The following is an 18675-nucleotide window of genomic DNA, read 5'->3' on the forward strand; positions in this document are numbered from 1 at the left end:
ATAAAGCAACGACTTCTCTACATTCTGCGTTACTTTTCGGCCTTATTGCGACATTCATGTGTGCACCAAGTTTTGCCAAGCATGACAACGAGTACACATCACAAAATGGCCACGCCATCGTGCAAGATGTCGAAAAGCCAGGAACACGCATCGAATTCGATGAAGATCAAGATGAGGTCTATCGCGCGGTTCAACAAGGATATATACGACCATTTTCGGAACTTTACGCCGCAGTAGAAAACGACTTATACGGCCGCATCATCAAGGTCGAGCTTGAAGAAGATGATGATGCTTGGGTGTATGAATTGAAAATTCTGTACAACAATAGCGTCCTGAAAGTTGAGTACGACGCCGCCACGCTGGAAATGCTTGAGATCAAAGGTCGCAGCTTTAACAAAGCGTTAAAGCCGCAAAACAACTAAACTTGTCTAATGCGTAATCCAGACACGATGCGTAACTTACTTCGATAAAAATCCAAACATAATAAGAATCATCAATATGAAAATACTTGTTGTTGAAGATGATCCTCGTTTAGGCGAGCAAATCATCGAAACATTAGAAAGTACCGGCTGGGTACCAGAATTGTCCCAAGATGGCATAGACGCTCTGTATCGCGCGACTTCGGAAGAATGGGACGCCATTGTTCTTGACCTCGGCTTGCCAAAACTGGACGGTCTTACCGTCCTAAAAGGCATCAGAGATGAAAACATTAATACTCCTGTCGTGATTTTAAGCGCTCGCGACACCCTAACGCAGCGAGTTGAAGGCTTAAACGCAGGTGCAGACGATTACCTAACTAAACCATTTGAAATGGTTGAGCTTATCGCTCGTATTCGTGCACAGCTGCGAAGAGCCTCTGGTAATGCCTCTCCTGTGATGCAAATTGGCGACTTGAGCTTGGATACACGCACTTCTAAAGTCATGTGGCAAGGTCAAGCGGTAAGCTTGACGGCGCTAGAGTATAAAGTGGTCGCTTACTTTATGCATAACCCGGAAAAAGTGATTTCTCGAACCGAACTCGTCGAGCACATTTACAAACAAGACTTTGATCGTGACTCCAACACAATCGAAGTTTTTATCGGCCGAATTCGCAAAAAAATCGCACCAAAGATCATCAAAACTGTCCGAGGGTTGGGATACCAATTAAATGCCGAATAGAAACAGGCTACCGTTGAACGCAATAAAACGACTGAGTATCAAAAGTCGCCTCGTTTTAGCGGCGATCGTTTGGTTAACGGCAATGATCCTCGCCGCTGGTGTGACGATACCGACGCAGGTCTACAACTATATGGTTGATGACACTCGCTCACAGCTCAGCATTTTTATGGATGAAGTCGCCGCACAGTTAGAAGTCGATAACACCGGGCATCTTTCACTCGCAGCTCAGCTATCAGACCCTCGATTTAACCGACCTTACAGTGGTTTGTATTGGAGTGCCTCTACAGAGGCAAGCCTCGAACGTTCTCGTTCGTTGTGGGACAAAAAAATCGAATACAAAGGTTTGGATAAAGATGCGTATGGAGCAAGAGGCGAAAAACTAATTACGCTAGAAAAAGCACTGTATCTTCCTGATTACGATGGTCCTATTCACATTATTATTGGTATTGACGAAGAGCCCATTAAAAATACCCTTCAAACGTTAATCGGCCAACTTTGGCTTATTTTGGGTTTATTATTCGCGGGCGTACTTACCGTCATTTTACTGCAAATTGCTTGGTCATTGAGTCCGCTTACAAAGCTACAAAAAGAATTAGCCGAGCTGAAGTCTGGTAATAAAAAGAGTCTAGAAGAAACCTACCCAAAAGAGATTTCTCCTCTAATCTTCGACCTCAACGCTCTGCTGTTCCATTACCAAGAATTACTAGAGAGAGCTCGCAATCATGCAGGTAACCTATCTCATGCACTTAAAACGCCACTTTCTGTTCTAAAAAATGAAGTTCAGACGTTAGAACCTGAGGCACAATCCCGTCTCAGAGCTCCAATCAATCAAATACAAGACCATATCGATTACCATTTGGGTCGTGCCCGTATGGCCGGATCGATGAACATATTATCAGTGAAGTCGAACCCAGCAGATCGTGTGGATGCTATCTCAATGGCGTTTGATAAAGTGTATGCGAGCCGAAGCATTACCTTAATTAATGAACTTGATTCAGAGCTGAATGTAGCAGTAGAGCAGACCGATCTCGATGAAATGCTAGGTAACTTGCTAGAAAATGGCTATAAGTGGGCCAACAGCATGATTCGTGTGCACTCCTCTCAGGATAAGGAAAATATACACATCATTATTGAAGATGATGGGCCAGGCATCCCTAAAGAGAAACTGAGTCAAGTAATCAAGAGAGGAGTTAGATTGGATGAAACAACCCCTGGCTCAGGTCTTGGTCTAAACATAGTCAGTGAAATGGCACACAGTTACCGAGGTCAATTAACATTGGATACAAGCGCTTTAGGTGGATTAAAAGCATCTTTAGTCTTACATCTCAGCCGAACATAAAGCATATAACACATAAACTTTGTTTTTCGGACCATGATCAGTAAACCGATGAAATGAAGTCGATGTGAACAAAATCCAAGCAAAGCGTTAAAAGGGATAGCCTTCCACCCCGCTAAATCATACCTTTTTGTTGATTTGGATACGATTTGGGTTGCCCATTTATAATTGGAATGATAGTATCCGCGCTCGCTTGAACAGTTCCTGTTTCAAGCTTTACCACGAACAACAAGGTCGCATTGTTGATTGTGAACATTTGATTTTTACTAATTTGAGAGTAAATACTATGAAATTCGAAGCAGTAGTACGTACTGAACTAGGTAAAGGTGCGAGCCGCCGCCTACGTCACGCTGGCAAATTCCCTGCAGTTGTATACGGCGGTGAAGAAGCAGCAGTAGCTATCGTTCTTAACCACGACGACATCGTAAACCAAATGGACAAGCCTGAATTCTACGAAGGTATCGTTCTAGTTATCGATGGCAAAGAAGTTAAAGTTAAGCCACAAGACGTTCAACGTCACGCGTTCAAGCCAAAAGTTGAACACATGGACTTCATCCGCATCTAATTCCCTACCAAGGAATTAATCGGATTAAATCCAAACCTTTTGCATAAAAGATAATCGGACTTACCAACCGAGACATCTAAAAAATTTCAAAACCCCGGAGTCTTACCACCTCCGGGGTTTTACTATATTTAGCATATAGCATTTGATTTATGAGCGGGCAATATACTTCACTAAAGTGAGATCGGTCAGCGTCATACTCTCAATCACTTCCGACTCTTCCTCTCCAGTACGCACAAAACCACACTTCTTGTAAAAGTTAAGCCCCTGTTGATTAGTATCCAGTGCTTTCAAACTGATCTGCATAACTGACGTAGAGAGCAAACGTGTCTCTAACTCATCTAACAGTGCACGTCCTGCTCCTTGCCCATAATGTAGCGGCGTAACGTAGCAACATGTCACTAATGCCGTTTTATCTTCGCTGGTGTGGTTAGGTAACTCGTAACTTAAAAAGCCAACAATTTCTCCTTGCCTCTCAACTACGATCAATTGGGCCAGTTGCTCCGTCATCACTCGTGCCCACATCCTTTCTCGACGCTCAATCGTAAACTGCTCTATGTAGCTCTTTGGCATTAATCCTTTATACGCCACCAGCCAAGAATCAACGTGTATCTTGGCGATTTGGGCTGCTTCCTTTTTGAGTGCGTCCCTTACTGTGTATCTCATAAGCATCCTTTATTAGCGTTCACCACTTACAAATTCTTTTAACCCTACCCTTTAAACCAAAGCTCAAAGATAACGGCTACAGTCGCAACGCTTTACATTAATCTATTTCATTTTCATTAATTAAATGATAGTTCACATCATAATATTCGAAGAAGAACGATCCATTATTTACTTTTCATTTTGACTCATTAGGTTGAATCTATTTGTTTAAACACTCGAGTGTCAAATGCGGAATAAGCACGATAAGGTATCGGATGAGGATAAATAAACGATGCCTAAAGCATAAGGTTTCTAAACGATCGCAATTATAGTAAAGAGATAAATACAATTTTTGATAGAGTTTGGCAGAATAAAGCCATGATCAAATGAGTTTAAGCTCTGTGCTGTTCATTATGCATACAAACCGAGCCCCTCATCATTAGAGCGAAAATTTATAACGATTTGTGTCATACCTATTAGGAAAAACATAAACTTGGCAAAATAATCACCAAAATCAGCGTAATACTTCGCAAAAATGCGCATTGATTCACACAAACAACACACATTCAATTAACTACCTCACAAAAAATAGAGCTAGCGATACAAAATAAATACTAAATACCAATTCTGTTTATTTATAGACGTAGTTTGCAGGCTTATTAATTCATTTCTCCGATAGAAGTATAAATAAGAGATAGATCACTAAAGTTTCACATTAATTCCGTATATTTCACGCCGTAACAATAACAAAATCACAAAGAAAGGATCCCTTATGAAGTTTTCCAAATCTCTTTTGGTAGTGGCAGTGGGCGCTGCGCTAGCAGGATGCGGCTCAGACAGCGACAATTCTCCAGTAACCTGCGAGACTGCAGATTCTTGTACTAAGTTCACCGTTCTCCACACTAACGATAACCATGGTCGCTTTTGGCATAACAGCGACGGCGAATACGGCATGGCTGCGCGTCACACTTTAATCGAATCTATCCGCGCAGAAGTCGAAGCAAAAGGCGGTGAAACCATTCTGCTATCTGGCGGTGATATTAATACCGGTGTACCAGAATCAGACATGCAAGATGCGGTTCCAGACTTCGTAGGGATGAACCTACTTGGTTACGATGCAATGGCTGTCGGTAACCACGAATTTGATAACTCACTAGATATTCTCGATATGCAAGCCGAGCTAGCTGACTTCCCTATGCTGGCTGCGAATATCTATAAAAAAGATACAAACGAGCGTTACTTCGACCCTTACAAAGTATTTACTATCAACGGCCTTAAGATCGCTGTTATTGGTCTAACAACGCAAGACACTGCGAAGCTAGTCAATCCAGACAACGTATCAAACATCCACTTCGAAGACCCTCAAGTAGAAATCAAAAAGGTACTGAAGGAAATCGAAGAGAACGAAAAGGTAGACCTAGTATTTGCAACGACGCACATGGGTCACTACGAAGATGGCAAAAACGGTAGTGAAGCACCAGGTGACGTTAAACTCGCTCGCTCTCTTGAAGAAGGACAGCTAAACGCTATCATCGGTGGTCACTCGCAAAACCCTGTATGTATGGAACCAGGTACCAATGAGTATGCTGATTTCAAACCTGGGGATGATTGTGCCCCAGACCAACAAAAAGGCACTTGGATTATGCAAGCGCATGAGTGGGGTAAATATGTGGGTCGTGCAGACTTCGAATACTACGACGGCAAGCTTCACTTAGCGAACTACGCACTGATTCCTGTAAACCTTCTAGACGAAAACGATGAAGTTATCGGTGAACGAATTCAACAAGATGCAACAGTAAAAGCGTTACTACTGCCATACCAACAACAAGGTCAAGAGTTATTAGATGAGAAGATTTCTAATACGACGGGTAAGTTAGAAGGTGATCGTAACGTAGTTCGCTCTCAACAAACTAACCTAGGTCACCTACTCGGCGAGGCATACCGTACTTACAAAACGGTAAATGCTGACTTTGGTGTGATGAACTCTGGCGGCGTGCGTGATTCAATCCAAGATGGTGATATCACTTACCGTGACGTACTAACGGTTCAGCCATTCGGTAACTTCGTGACTAAAGCAACTATGACAGGTAAAGAAGTTAAAGAATACCTAGACGTGGTTGCGACGAAATCTGCAGGGTCTGGTGCTTACGCTCAACTAGATAACATCACTTTAGATGTAAATTGTGATGCTGGCTCAGTAACCATTACCGATATTAACAATAAAGGCTTCGATCTAGACGCAACGTACACATTCTCTGTAATCAGCTTCAGTGCTGCTGGTGGCGATAACTATCCAATCATCGATGTTCAATCTACACAGCTAACCGATGCATACGTTTTGCGCGAGTTCTTCGTAAACAACCCACAAATCTCTGCGGATAACTACAACAAGAACTTAGAGAACATCAAGTACTTCAGTAATGGCCAACCAGTAAAAGGTTGTCCTGCAACTGGTAGCTAATACTCAACACCTTACCCCTGGCGCTAAGAGCTTTTACAAGCAATTTCGTCAGGGCTTTCCTTAAAACCGAAGCTTTGTGCTTCGGTTTTTTATTTTCGATAAATTACTGAAAACTCTCCACCTTCACAATATGTTCAAAAATTGTTCATTTGTGTTATTGACGCCCCTGTGTTGGGCTTCTATGTTTGATAAGGTCTTTTAAATATGCAGGTTCATCGGCTAAATTTCGCGAAACATTTTCAATCGCACAGTCAATGATTCTGAGAAAGATGTGAATGGCGTTACAAACACTGCTCTCAAACAATTTGTCTTTGGACTTCAAACGATGGTGATGTGCCTCCACGCGCACACTAATGAGCAGCGATCTGGACGTCAATGTGTTCAAACTGCTGCCATCGAGTTCTGGAGGTCAAAAATGAAACGAGCCAGCAATAGCTACAGACTCCAAATGATCAAAGAAGTAGTTACCCGTAGAGAGCGTGAAGCTTGTACGGATCCTATGGCGAGATATATTCATCAACTGATGGATGAACGCCCAACAAGTAAATTAGATGTTGAATTCAATCATCGATTTTCAGGAAATCACTTCGACGAACAAGCGGGAGGCTGGGTTAGCGACCGTTGGTCGATGAAATAACGCCAATTACCGCTCTATAGGGAAAATGGATAGGAGATTCCCGGTTCTTAAAGGACACCTTGTCGGACCGGGAATATGTAAAAGCCTAATCAGAACCGAAAGCGTAAACCCATTGATTGAACAAGAGTTCTAGAATAAGTCTTGTTGAGGCGATGACTCATCTTGAAGCTGTTCTGGCTTCGTCTTCCCCGCCAACATCTTTCTTCTGTACCTTTGACGACACAACTTAATAACGTGCAACTGCTGAGCGGGGGTTAAGTTAAGCCAATTAAACCTTTCCTCTCTCTTTCTCATACACCCCTTGCAATACCCTTTTTCATCAGAGGTACATACTCCAACACAAGGGCTTGGGACAGTAAAAAACTCCAGTTGCTCCATACTAAAACCGCTCTTTCCATATTAGGGCGTATTGGCCTAGTTTAAATAATGAGAAGATTAGTCAGCAACAAAACTTGCTATATACTTCGTTATGTCAAAAACATACGAAACCATAACCTTATGCTGACAAAAACAGTGTTTTATTACTTATACTTACCGCGTTTATAAAAACGGAGTCTATAAAATGAAGCTTAGCCTAAAAACGTTAGTTACAGCAATCTCTCTCCCTGTTCTTATGACTGCTTGTGCTAGCAACGGTGATAATGTGAAAGAAATAACGGCTCAAGATTTGCAGCACCACAACTGGGAACTTGTTCAAGTTGATGGCAAAAATATCGTTCTAGACGAACACCAAAAAGCGGCTCGCCTAGAAATCGGTGAAAATCTAACCGCAAACGGCAACGCAGGTTGTAACAACTTCTTCGGTCAAGCCGAGCTGAAAAACAACCAACTACGCATCGAAAAAATGGGCATGACCATGAAGATGTGTATGGAAGATCAAATGAAGATCGAAAACGCAATGACACAAACACTATCTAACTGGAGCGATATCACGCTAACTACAGATGGTCTTGTTCTGAAAAGTGCCGATCACGAATTGACGTTTACACTACGTGACTGGGTAAACTAATCCCAACTAAGTAAACCAGATAGTATCTTAAAGCAGCCAAACGGCTGCTTTTTTTATATCGATGAATCGTTAGTCATGCATGCCAAAGTCATTTAAATGGCTAACTTTCTTTCTCTTTTCGCCCTCAATTCCATGCTTTAAACATCAATTTTGCTCTGTAAAACAACCTATTCATATCTCTGGGGACAATAATTTTCAATTACTTGAAAGAATATCCTCAAACAAACGGTCCGCTCCTAAAATGACACCAAATTTGTCCTTTCTTCGTTTTGCTTCACATTGAGAGTAATTCTTTGAATCAATGAGTGATTCCGTTTGGGATTGGCATTGATAATAGAGAGAGATGAATTACTATCCTTGTAACAGAGCGGAACGACTTGCGAAAACGTCAATAGAAACGAAAGCAAGCACCAAAAGACATAACACGGAATAGATATGAAAAAGCTACTCAGCAGCATTGGCATTTTAGCCACGACTTTTGCGACACCTTCTTTTGCCGATTCATCAGTGAATAGCGAATGGCAAAAAATCGAACAACAAGCCGACGGGCAATCCGTCTACTTTCATGCTTGGGGCGGGAGCCAAGAAATTAATCGCTACATACAGTGGGCGAGTAGAGAGCTAAAATCACGTTATAACGTGACGCTAAACCACGTTAAAGTAACTGATATTTCTGAGACCACTACTCGACTTATCGCAGAAAAAGCGGCAGGCAAAAACAGCGGTGGTAGTGTTGATATGGTTTGGATCAATGGCGAAAACTTCAAATCAATGAAGGATAACCAATTGCTATTTGGTCCTTTTGTCGAAGGTTTGCCAAGCTGGCAATATGTGGATAAATCTCTACCAATTGATGTGGACTTCTCCGAGCCAACAGAAGGTCTAGAAGCACCTTGGGGAGTAGGACAATTAGTGTTTATCCATGACGAGCAAACCCTCCATAACCCTCCAAAATCATTCTCAGAAATGCTGAGCTATGCAAAAGCGTTCCCGAATCGCCTGACTTACCCTCGACCACCAGAGTTTCATGGCACAAGCTTTATCAAAGCATTACTCATTGAACTGTCTAACAACGCCCCTGAGCTGCAACAACCAGTTACCGATGACACGTTTGAACAAGTCACTCAACCGCTGTGGTCTTATCTAGATGAGTTCCATAAAGTCGCTTGGCGCGGTGGTAAGCAGTTTCCAGGCGGTACAGCAGAAACCCTTCAGCTACTAGATGATGGTCAGACTGACCTGGCGATTACCTTTAACCCGAACGCGGTTTTCTCTGCGCAGTCGAGCGGTAATCTTGCAGAGAGCACCAAAGCGTACGCAATGGACGCAGGAGCACTCTCAAATATCCACTTTTTAGCGATTCCTTGGAACGCAAATGCCAGTGCTGGTGCACAAGTTGCGATAAACTTTTTATTGAGCCCTGAAGCACAGTCTCGCAAAGGTAACCTAAACATCTGGGGCGACCCTTCGGTACTAAGCAACCAATACCTAACTGGTTCAGCCAAAAACACTCAACAATTCAAATCTATCGCTGAGCCACATCCAAGTTGGCAAGCGGCGTTAGAAAAAGAATGGTTGAAACGCTACGGGAATTAGTAAGAATCCATGTTAAGAGCGCTGTATTTAGTCATTATCGCAGTTTGTATTTTGCCTACCATTCCGGGACTACTTGGAGTGGTGGTCTCTGCGCTCGGTTATGTACCTCCTATCGGTCTACACCACTTTTCTTTTGATGGCTTCAATGCCGTCTTTGATTGGGAAGGTGTTTGGACATCCATCGGGCTTACTTTCTACTCCGCCATTTTCAGTAGCTACTTGGCTTGCTTCATCACGTTTGCCATTCTACAGGCGTCTTGGGGCAGCAAGTTTTGGCGAAAAATTGAAGTTAGCCTTTCCCCACTTCTCGCTATGCCGCACGTCGCGTTTGCAATTGGCTTTGCGTTCTTGTTTGCCCCAACTGGTATGGGCGTTCGTGTTCTCAACCAACTGTTTGGTTACGACCCGAATGCACAAACGGTGAATGACTTAGCATTGCTGATTAAAGACCCACATGCACTCGGTTTGGTCATCATGCTTGCGATTAAAGAAGTGCCGTTTTTATTGTTGATGAGTATTCCGATCCTTCAGCAATTGAAAGTCGATAAGGTTGAAAAAGTCAGTCACTCGATGGGCTACAGTTCCGCGCAAACGTGGTGGAAATGCGTATTTCCGCAATGGTTAGCAAAACTTCGTTTCCCAATGCTGGCGGTATTGGCTTACAGTTTGTCCGTTGTCGATGTCGCCCTGATTATTGGCCCTACCAACCCACCGACGTTCGCGGTTTTGGTATGGCAATGGTTTAACGATCCAGATTTATCGCTCCTACCAAGAGCTGCCGCTGGCGCAGTAATACTGTTTGCGATCGCTAGCGTTTTGATTGGATTTGCACGCTTAATGGAATGGTGTATTACCAAAGGCTTCAAACGCTGGCAGTACTCTGGTCGAAACGGGTTTCGTTTACCCGGTAAAACCCTATTTTCACTGATTGCTCTACTTGCACTTCTAATGATTCCACTCATGGTGCTGTGGAGCTTTGCCCAACGTTGGCGCTTTCCAGATTTGCTCCCAAGCCGTTACAGCCTGCGTTTTTGGGAATACGAATGGCACAGTATTCTAGGGACTCTAGAACAAAGTATGTCAATCGCCCTAATCAGCGCGACTGTCGCGCTAGTTCTTGCTTTAATAGCACATGAGTATCGTCTCCGTTATCGCTGGCAGGTGCCCGGTTACATCATCGCCATCCCGATGCTGATTCCTCAGCTATCCGTGCTATTCGGTATGCAAGTGGTAACACTGTACTTAAACAGTAACGCGTATTTCTTTTGGGTATGCTGGGCGCATGTATTCTTTGCGTTCCCATTTATTTACCTCTCGCTAGACGGTCCGTGGCGCAGCTTCGACAATGGGTTAACTCGTGTCGCTCTCAGCTTGGGTAAATCACCGATGCAAGCTTGGTTAAAAGTGAAACTACCAATCCTCCTGCCTGCGATTGCATTCGCATGGGCTATCGGTATTAGCGTAAGTCTGGCGCAATACCTGCCGACATTGGTGCTAGGGGCTGGGCGCATTAGCACCATCACAACCGAAGCCGTTGCGCTATCCAGTGGTTTTGACCGACGTGTCACCGCGATTTACGCCATTTGGCAAGCACTCTTGCCGTTCTTGTTCTTCTCTTTTGCGATACTACTAAGCCGCTTACACATGAAGTATCGCCGCTTGTCTATAAAAGGTTTACTACTGAATGAGTCTTTGTCTCGAAAACCTCGCCATCCGTAAAGCCAATGGCGACACGCTTTTTTCAGCGTTCAACATGACTGTAGAGAAAGGTGAAATTGTTACTCTGATGGGACCAAGTGGTTGTGGTAAATCCACTTTGTTGGATGCCATTGCCGGGCACCTATCCGCCGAGTTCAACTACTCTGGATCCATTACGCTTGATAACGAAAAGTTGGATGCCCTCCCTGCCCATAAGCGTCAGGTCGGTATTCTATTCCAAGACGATTTGCTCTTCCCTCATTTAACGGTGTGGGAGAACCTTGCCTTCGCGCTACCAAACTCAATCAAAGGTGAAGAGCGTAAAGCTCACGCTATGCAAGCACTGAAGAACATTTCATTGACCAAACTAGCAGAGTCCTTTCCTGACCAAATTTCGGGAGGGCAACGTGCCCGTATCTCATTGACTCGTATGCTGCTAGCAAAGCCGAAAGTTGCGCTACTTGATGAGCCCTATAGCAAGCTGGATAAAGACCTGCGCGTGCAATTTCGCAATTGGGTGGTCGAACAATTGCAGCAAGCGAACATCCCTACTTTGATGGTAACGCACGATGAAGACGATATTCCTGATGGCAGCCGCTGCCTAAACTGGCCGTGGGAGACAAATCATGCTTGATAGCCTGAGTATAAAGCTCATCCGCAAACCGCTGGCACTCAGTGCGACATATCTCGATAAATGTGGTATCACTGCAAATCAGACGACAGTGTTTGGTTTTGTACTTGGCTGTTTTGCCCTGCCTGCTTTGATCGCCGAACAGTACTTGTTGGCGTTGCTGTTTATTTTGCTGAACAGAATCTGTGATGGGTTAGACGGTGCACTGGCAAGGATTCAAGGCATTACCGATGCGGGTGGCTTTCTTGATATCAGCTTAGATTTTTTGTTCTATTCGTTGATTCCTTTTGGCTTTGTGCTTGCCAACCCAGAGCACAATGCCGTTGCAGGCGCATTTTTGACTTTTTCCTTCATCGGCACTGGTAGTAGCTTTTTGGCTTTTGCCATCATGGCAGGAAAACAAGGCATCGATAATCCGGTATATAAAAACAAATCGCTTTACTACATGAGCGGCTTAACCGAAGGTACAGAAACCATTGGCTGCTTGGTTTTATTTTGTTTGCTACCGCAACACTTTGCCGTCATCGCGTATATCTTTGGCGCGGCATGCTGGTTTACTACTTTTACACGTATTTATTCAGGGTTTCATACGCTTAACGATCATTAATACTGCTTAGACAATCGCGTTTCCTTAAGGGACAAGCCGCTAAGCCACTGTTTTATAAAGCACCAAAACGCAGGTTAAATTGGGGTATATACTCTTTGAATGAAGAAACCATTCGGAGGCTATATGAAAAAACAGATTAATTTAGGCATGTTGCTCACCATTACTTGTGCGCTCGTGCTTGGCGGCTGTAGCTCACCTAACCCGTACGGAGATGCATACGGCTCATCCGACACTCGCAAAGTTCAGCAGGTTTACTACGGCACAGTAGAAAAAGTAGAACCCGTAACCATTGATGCCTCTACCCAATCCAATGCCATTGGCACCATCGCTGGTGCTGCCGTGGGCGGGATCTTAGGCTCAAAAGTTGGGGGCGGTTCTGGCTCGGATATCGCTGCCATTGGTGGTGGTCTATTGGGTGGCTATGCAGGCAGCAAAGCGGCTGAAGCAACCGCGAAAAGAAATGGCGTGAATCTGACCATTCGTTTAGAGGACGGAAAGATTATCTCTATTGTTCAAGAAGCAAATCCAAACATGATTTTCCAACCAGGCCAAGCGGTCCAAATCAATGTTTCTGGTAATGACGCTAGAGTCGTTCCTCGTTAATTCGGACGAACCAAACCTTTGGCCTGCTTTAATTCAAACACCTAACCCGCGCAAGCTTACATCACTGGCTTGTTAACTTGCGCGTTTCTTTTCGTATCAAACTTGATCGTCGTCAATGGAACATCAATCTCCCACACCTTTCGATGTTCAAATGACATCAAGTTGCTAGCATGAGCCCATTCCAGATAACTTTGGGTTTGTTATGACTCCGACTGTTGACCACGTACTCCTTAATATCGCGCTAAACCTCAGCTCAAATCGCTCTCACGAGCAGCAATATCAAAATCTCATTGATGGGGTCGCGCAAGTATTCCCATGTGATGCGAGCTGCCTGTTTATCTTCGATGAGGATAGGTTTCTAACTCCTGTCGCGGTAAAAGGCTTATCCAGCTCGGTCTTAGGTCGTCGCTATTTCCCCAAGGCGCACCCTCGCTTAGATGCCATTATTCATAGCCGTGAACCGGTGCGTTTCGATGCCGATTGTTCACTGCCGGATCCTTTCGACGGCACACTATTAACTGAAGACCAATGCATTGATGTTCACGATTGCATGGGCTTTAGCTTGTATGTCGAAGGCCAACTTGTTGGCGCACTAACGATGGATGCCCTAACGGTGGGCGCGTTTGATGGCATCGATCCTGTCGCTATCGAAACCTTTGCGGCTTTGACCGCTGCGACATTGCGTAACATTGCTCAGTTAAAAGCGCTCAAAGCGCAAAACCAGAAGCAAAAAAGCGTCACTCAAACCCTTATCCAGCAAGCCCGTTCTCAACATGGCGAAATGGTGGGTTTGAGTCCACAGATCAACCAGTTACGAAACAACATTGCGACTGTTGCTCAATCAGATTACGCAGTACTTATCACAGGAGAGACCGGTACTGGTAAAGAACTGGTCGCGCACTCGGTGCACGCGCAATCTCATCGTAGCGATAAGCCGATGATTTACGTCAACTGCGCGGCTTTACCAGAAGGTCTGGCTGAGAGTGAACTGTTTGGCCATGTCAAAGGCGCATTCACTGGAGCCAATAGCCACCGTGCCGGTAAGTTTGAACTGGCAGACGGCGGAACGATTTTCCTTGATGAAGTGGGCGAACTGCCTTTGATTTTGCAAGCAAAATTGCTGCGCGTAATTCAGCAAGGCGAGCTGCAACGTGTGGGTAGCGATCAGCATTTGATGGTCAATGTGCGCATCATCGCCGCGACCAATCGACAATTAGAAAAAGAGGTCGAAGCTGGCACGTTTCGAGCAGACCTTTTCCACCGTTTAAACGTATTCCCAATCCAAGTTCCCCCACTTCGTGCCCGTGACGGTGATATTCCCGTTTTAGCCGGATATCTGTTAGAAAAGGTACGCCAACAATTTAATGCGCCCAATCTGCACGTTCACCCTAAAGTGTTGACTCAACTGGAGTCTTTACCTTGGTACGGAAACGTACGCGAGCTCGAACACACTTTAACTCGCGCGGCTTTACACGCTATTCAACAAGGTGCAGGCACGATCATGCTTAACCATTTTGACACCTCACTGGCTCTCGATGATGTAAAAAACACATCACATTATCTGCCTAAAGAAAGCCAGCCAATGCGAGAGCTAATAGAAAGTTATCAGCGTGATTTAATTGAACATGCTTTGAGCCAAACCGGTGGCGTTTGGGCAAAAGCAGCGGAGTTTTTACAAATGGATCGCGGGAACTTATATCGGATGGGTAAAAAGCTCGGGATCAATAAATAACCAACCACAAGAAGCCGATGTAATTAAGACATCAGCTGCGTTGTCTTAATTACATCAACCACTCTCCTAAATCTGATAAAATTCAACACAAATCAACAAGATAATAATTGGCACGCATTCTGCTCTCTAGTGGTCAACATCACGACTATTAAAACAATCAACGGAGAACCCAATATGTTCTGTATTCAATGTGAACAGACAATTCAAACCCCTGCTGTTAAAGGTTGTTCTTTTGCACAAGGCATGTGTGGCAAAACTTCTGAAGTATCAGACCTACAAGACGTGTTGGTTTACACACTGCAAGGGGTTTCTTTTTGGGCATCAAAAGCACTTGAATTCAACATCATTAACGATGAAATCAACCAATGGGCACCAAAGGCATTTTTCTCTACATTGACGAACGTAAACTTCGACCCTGAACGCATCCTAGAGTTAACTTCTCAAGCTGCAACGTACAAAGCATTGCTAAAAGAGCAAGTGATGTCTGCAGCAACGCTTGCCGATACCGAAGTCGCTGACATTCCTGCGGTTGCCCACTTTGAGCTACCAAATAGCGCAGAAGCAATCTTAGCTTTTGCTCCTCAAGTCGCGGTTAACCGTGGTAAGGACCAAGTACATGAAGATGTGATTGGCCTACGCCTACTTTGCCTATACGGCCTTAAGGGTGCAGCCGCGTACATGGAGCACGCACGTGTTCTTGAGCAAACCAACAACGATATCTATGCCGAATACCATGAAATCATGGCGTGGTTGGGCACAGACCCTGAAGATCTCGGCGAACTACTTGATTGCTCAATGCGCATCGGCCTGATGAACTACAAAGTGATGGAAATGCTCGACCAAGGTGAAACAATGACCTTCGGCCATCCAGAACCAACCACGGTGAACGTCAAGCCAGTAAAAGGCAAATGTATTCTTGTTTCTGGCCATGATTTGTATGACCTAGAAAAAATCCTGCAACAGACTGAAGGCAAAGGCATTAACGTTTATACCAACGGTGAAATGCTGCCTGCACACGGCTACCCTGAGCTGAAGAAATATCCTCATCTTGTCGGCAACTACGGCAGCGCATGGCAAAACCAACAGAAAGAATTCGCAAACTTCCCTGGCGCAATCGTAATGACGTCAAACTGCTTGTTGAATCCAAATGTGGGTCAATACGCAGACCGTTTATTCACTCGTAGTATTGTTGGCTGGCCTGGTGTGGCTCACATCGAAGGCGATGATTTTAGCCAAGTGATTGAATGTGCTCTAGCGCAAGATGGTTTCCAACACGATGAAATCGAACACCACATCACGGTTGGTTTTGGTCGCAATGCACTGATGAACGCCGCCCCTGCGGTTATCGACCAAGTGAAGCAAGGCAACATCAAACACTTCTTCCTAGTCGGCGGTTGTGATGGTGATAAAGCGGAACGCAGCTACTACACCGATTTTACGGCTGAAGCGCCAGAAGACACGCTAATCCTGACCTTGGCGTGTGGTAAGTTCCGCTTCAACAAGAATACGTTCGGAGATATCAACGGCATCCCTCGCCTATTGGATGTGGGCCAATGTAACGATGCTTACTCTGCAATCCAGCTTGCACTTGCACTGGCGAAAGAGTTTGACTGTGACATCAATGAACTGCCACTCACGCTTGTGCTTTCTTGGTTCGAGCAAAAAGCGATCGTTATCTTGCTAACGCTATTTGCATTGGGCGTGAAAGGCATTTACACAGGCCCTACTGCACCGGCATTCCTAACGCCAAACCTAATCGCCATCATCCAAGAGAAGTTCGATATGCGCAGTATTGGCAATGTTCAGGATGATCTAAAAGCCATCCTAGCAGCTTAATAAACTTGCTTGTTACGCGCCTCCTTACGCGGAGGCGCTATCTATTTCGAACCAAAAATAGCCACAACCAAAGAGATTGTTATGTTTTTTGAATGGCAAGGTAACCAACCCGTCACACTCCGTTGCATCGATAAATACTTCGAAACACACGACACCGTCAGCATCAAATTGGCTGAACTAACCGAGTCACTTCTGTTTCAGTTTAAACCTGGCCAGTTTATTAACTTAGGCGTGGAAATTGATGGAAAAATGGAGTTTCGCGCCTATTCAATCAGCTCGATCAATGAAGACGATCACCTTCAACTCACCATCAAACGAGTATCTGGCGGTAAAGTATCGAACTACATCGTTGACTCGCTGCTGCTCGGTGATACCGTTCAAGCATTACCACCAGCAGGCGAATTTAACTGCATCGACCATCCACCCATGTTACGTGATGGCGAAACAAAAGCCTTGCTTATCAGTGCAGGTTGCGGCGTCACGCCCGTATTTTCGATGGCAAAGCACTGGCTGAGTAATCAAGATGAAAACGACAACGATGTGGACATCGCATTTCTTCATATTGCACGCAGCCCAGAAGAGACGATTTACTACGATCAGCTAGAAACGTTAGACGCTGTGTATCCCAACTTCAATTTAAAGTTGTTGCTGAAAAACCGCGAAGGAACATCGCATCCACAAGGTCGTTTGAATGCCGACTGGCTTAAAGAGCTTGTTCCTGATTTCAAACAGCGCACCGTTTACCTGTGTGGTCCAAGCCAGTTTATGCAAGATGTTCACGGCTATTTGAATGACCTTGGTTTTGACATGACGAACTTCTACCAAGAGAGTTTTACGCCAGCGACTGGCGCAGAATCATCGGTCTCCGATGAGACGGTTAACGTTTCTGTTCCTGATTTTGCTCAAAGCATCGATGCGCAAAAAGGTCAGGTACTGGCCGATGTGCTCGAAGGCGCAGGTTTACCATTAATCGTCGCTTGTCGAAGCGGGATTTGTGGCTCGTGTAAATGCAAGGTTCGTAAAGGCAACGTCTCTTCCACCAGCCTAGAAACATTGACGCCAGAAGAAATTGAACAAGGCTATGTGCTCGCCTGCTCATCAACCATCGAAGCGGATCTTGAAGTGCAGATTGGTTAGTTTTCCAAATACAAAAAAGCGCCGCGATACGTCTGTCTAGTTGTTTCGCGGCGCTTTTTTTGATGTTACTTCTGTTGCAACAAAAGTCTTTTAGCTAAACAACAACACTTTCAATGCTGCTTCGCTGTCTACGTCCATAAACTCTGGTGGGTTATCCAGACGCTCGCGGAACGTCAGTTGTGGCGCTTCTTCTTGCATACTTTCAATCAAGAAATCACTGGTCACTGATGGTGAGTTCACACACGCCATCACTTGACCGCCCTCTGCCAACAAATCAGGCAATCGACGCAGAATCTTTTTGTAGTCTTTGGTCAGTGCAAAACTGCCTTTCTGGAATGAAGGTGGGTCAATGATAATCAAGTCATACTGACCAGATTTTTTAATCTTACCCCACGATTTAAAGATATCATGCCCCATAAAACTTACCTGGTTGATGTTATGACCATTTAGCTTGTGGTTCTCACGGCCTTTAGACAACGACGCTTTCGCCATGTCGACGTTAATCACTTTATCTGCACCACCCGCAATGGCAGCGACAGAAAAGCCACACGTGTAAGCAAACAAGTTGAGCACGTTTTTATGCTTCGCATTTTCCCGTACCCAATCACGACCGTAGCGCATGTCCAAAAACAGACCGAAGTTTTGGTTGCGGCCAATATCCAATTGGTATTTCAAACCGCTTTCTTCAACGACAGGGCGAGCATCTAATTCACCGACAAGCACTTCTGAAGGCGCACCATCGGCATAACGGTGCTGAATAACCATAGTACGACCTTGCTTGTCTGCCCACAGTGGTGATTGTACCAACGCATTGAGGCCGCTTTTCAGCTCAGCGAGAAACACGTCGTCGACTTCTTTAAACAAGTTGATGATCAACTGACCTTGTAACCAGTCACAGGTGATTTGCTCTAGGCCCTCAAAACGACGACCACGACCATGAAACAGTCGACGAATTTCATTCGGAGCTTGCGCTAGCTCGGTTTCTAGATGCTGAAAAAACAGCGGAAGTTGTGATGCTTGCATCGAG

At 44.7% G+C, this 18675-nt stretch carries 18 protein-coding genes; 15 read left to right on the plus strand and 3 right to left on the minus strand.

The genetic code is table 11. The features are described from left to right. The first annotated feature begins 56 nt into the window (after positions 1-56). The 4 genes from R7Z77_RS01955 (at position 57) to rplY (ending at position 3059) form a co-directional block, all read left to right on the plus strand. Positions 57-422 (plus strand): PepSY domain-containing protein, encoded by a 366-nt coding sequence (locus R7Z77_RS01955; protein ID WP_372036143.1) that lies wholly within the window; start codon positions 57-59, stop codon positions 420-422. A 76-nt stretch (positions 423-498) separates the two neighbouring features. Then, a complete protein-coding gene (locus tag R7Z77_RS01960; RefSeq protein ID WP_005378073.1) occupies positions 499-1158 on the plus strand; it encodes a response regulator transcription factor in 660 nt (219 codons plus the stop codon). Continuing rightward, the gene (locus R7Z77_RS01965) at positions 1148-2497 is read left to right on the plus strand and encodes an ATP-binding protein (RefSeq protein ID WP_005378071.1); all 1350 of its coding nucleotides are present in this window, start codon (positions 1148-1150) and stop codon (positions 2495-2497) included. Before R7Z77_RS01960 ends, R7Z77_RS01965 begins: the two co-directional genes overlap by 11 nt. Positions 2498-2780: 283 nt before the next feature. Beyond that, positions 2781-3059, plus strand: coding sequence for a 50S ribosomal protein L25 (gene rplY, locus R7Z77_RS01970; RefSeq protein ID WP_005378066.1), 279 nt, complete (start codon positions 2781-2783; stop codon positions 3057-3059). 147 nt (positions 3060-3206) lie between these two features. Here the strand turns inward: rplY and R7Z77_RS01975 are convergent, their stop codons facing one another. Continuing rightward, positions 3207-3722: a GNAT family N-acetyltransferase gene (locus R7Z77_RS01975; RefSeq protein WP_213967375.1), complete on the minus strand. Its 516-nt coding sequence runs from the start codon at positions 3720-3722 to the stop codon at positions 3207-3209. 751 nt (positions 3723-4473) lie between these two features. On the opposite strand from R7Z77_RS01975, the gene ushA reads away from it, so the two are divergent. Both ushA and R7Z77_RS01985 read left to right on the plus strand, forming a co-directional pair. Then, complete coding sequence (gene ushA, locus R7Z77_RS01980) at positions 4474-6162, plus strand: bifunctional UDP-sugar hydrolase/5'-nucleotidase UshA (RefSeq protein ID WP_005378064.1); 1689 nt, start codon at positions 4474-4476, stop codon at positions 6160-6162. 415 nt (positions 6163-6577) lie between these two features. After that, positions 6578-6799, plus strand: a complete 222-nt coding sequence (locus tag R7Z77_RS01985) for a hypothetical protein (protein WP_005386686.1) — start codon at positions 6578-6580, stop codon at positions 6797-6799. 129 nt (positions 6800-6928) lie between these two features. Here R7Z77_RS01985 and R7Z77_RS01990 read toward each other — a convergent pair whose 3' ends face one another. Beyond that, positions 6929-7177, minus strand: coding sequence for a DUF1289 domain-containing protein (locus tag R7Z77_RS01990; RefSeq protein ID WP_005378062.1), 249 nt, complete (start codon positions 7175-7177; stop codon positions 6929-6931). Between the two features lie 184 nt (positions 7178-7361). On the opposite strand from R7Z77_RS01990, the gene R7Z77_RS01995 reads away from it, so the two are divergent. From R7Z77_RS01995 to R7Z77_RS02035, 9 genes are all read left to right on the plus strand, one after another. Beyond that, positions 7362-7808 (plus strand): META domain-containing protein, encoded by a 447-nt coding sequence (locus R7Z77_RS01995; RefSeq protein WP_017634889.1) that lies wholly within the window; start codon positions 7362-7364, stop codon positions 7806-7808. 435 nt (positions 7809-8243) lie between these two features. Continuing rightward, positions 8244-9404 carry an ABC transporter substrate-binding protein gene (locus R7Z77_RS02000; protein WP_005378079.1) on the plus strand — a complete coding sequence of 387 codons (1161 nt, stop codon included), beginning with the start codon at positions 8244-8246 and terminating at the stop codon, positions 9402-9404. 9 nt (positions 9405-9413) lie between these two features. Then, on the plus strand, positions 9414-11123 hold the full coding sequence (locus tag R7Z77_RS02005) for an ABC transporter permease (protein ID WP_053307431.1): 1710 nt from the start codon (positions 9414-9416) through the stop codon (positions 11121-11123). Then, positions 11089-11736 carry an ATP-binding cassette domain-containing protein gene (locus tag R7Z77_RS02010; RefSeq protein WP_064353817.1) on the plus strand — a complete coding sequence of 216 codons (648 nt, stop codon included), beginning with the start codon at positions 11089-11091 and terminating at the stop codon, positions 11734-11736. The genes R7Z77_RS02005 and R7Z77_RS02010 overlap by 35 nt, the downstream gene beginning before the upstream one ends. Next, positions 11729-12340 (plus strand): CDP-alcohol phosphatidyltransferase family protein, encoded by a 612-nt coding sequence (locus R7Z77_RS02015; RefSeq protein WP_213967374.1) that lies wholly within the window; start codon positions 11729-11731, stop codon positions 12338-12340. The genes R7Z77_RS02010 and R7Z77_RS02015 overlap by 8 nt, the downstream gene beginning before the upstream one ends. A 123-nt stretch (positions 12341-12463) precedes the next feature. Continuing rightward, positions 12464-12943 (plus strand): glycine zipper 2TM domain-containing protein, encoded by a 480-nt coding sequence (locus tag R7Z77_RS02020; RefSeq protein ID WP_005386695.1) that lies wholly within the window; start codon positions 12464-12466, stop codon positions 12941-12943. A 202-nt stretch (positions 12944-13145) separates the two neighbouring features. Next, the gene (gene norR / locus R7Z77_RS02025; protein ID WP_213967373.1) at positions 13146-14675 is read left to right on the plus strand and encodes a nitric oxide reductase transcriptional regulator NorR; all 1530 of its coding nucleotides are present in this window, start codon (positions 13146-13148) and stop codon (positions 14673-14675) included. Positions 14676-14849: 174 nt separating this feature from the next. Further along, complete coding sequence (hcp, locus tag R7Z77_RS02030) at positions 14850-16511, plus strand: hydroxylamine reductase (RefSeq protein ID WP_262599289.1); 1662 nt, start codon at positions 14850-14852, stop codon at positions 16509-16511. 81 nt (positions 16512-16592) lie between these two features. Continuing rightward, entirely contained in the window at positions 16593-17648 is a 1056-nt protein-coding gene (locus R7Z77_RS02035) for a hybrid-cluster NAD(P)-dependent oxidoreductase (protein ID WP_213967371.1), read from the plus strand. 90 nt (positions 17649-17738) lie between these two features. Here the strand turns inward: R7Z77_RS02035 and R7Z77_RS02040 are convergent, their stop codons facing one another. Beyond that, positions 17739-18671, minus strand: coding sequence for a class I SAM-dependent methyltransferase (locus R7Z77_RS02040; protein ID WP_213967370.1), 933 nt, complete (start codon positions 18669-18671; stop codon positions 17739-17741). Between the last annotated feature and the right edge of the window lie 4 nt (positions 18672-18675).

It is taken from the genome of Vibrio sp. 1401 (assembly GCF_033340295.1).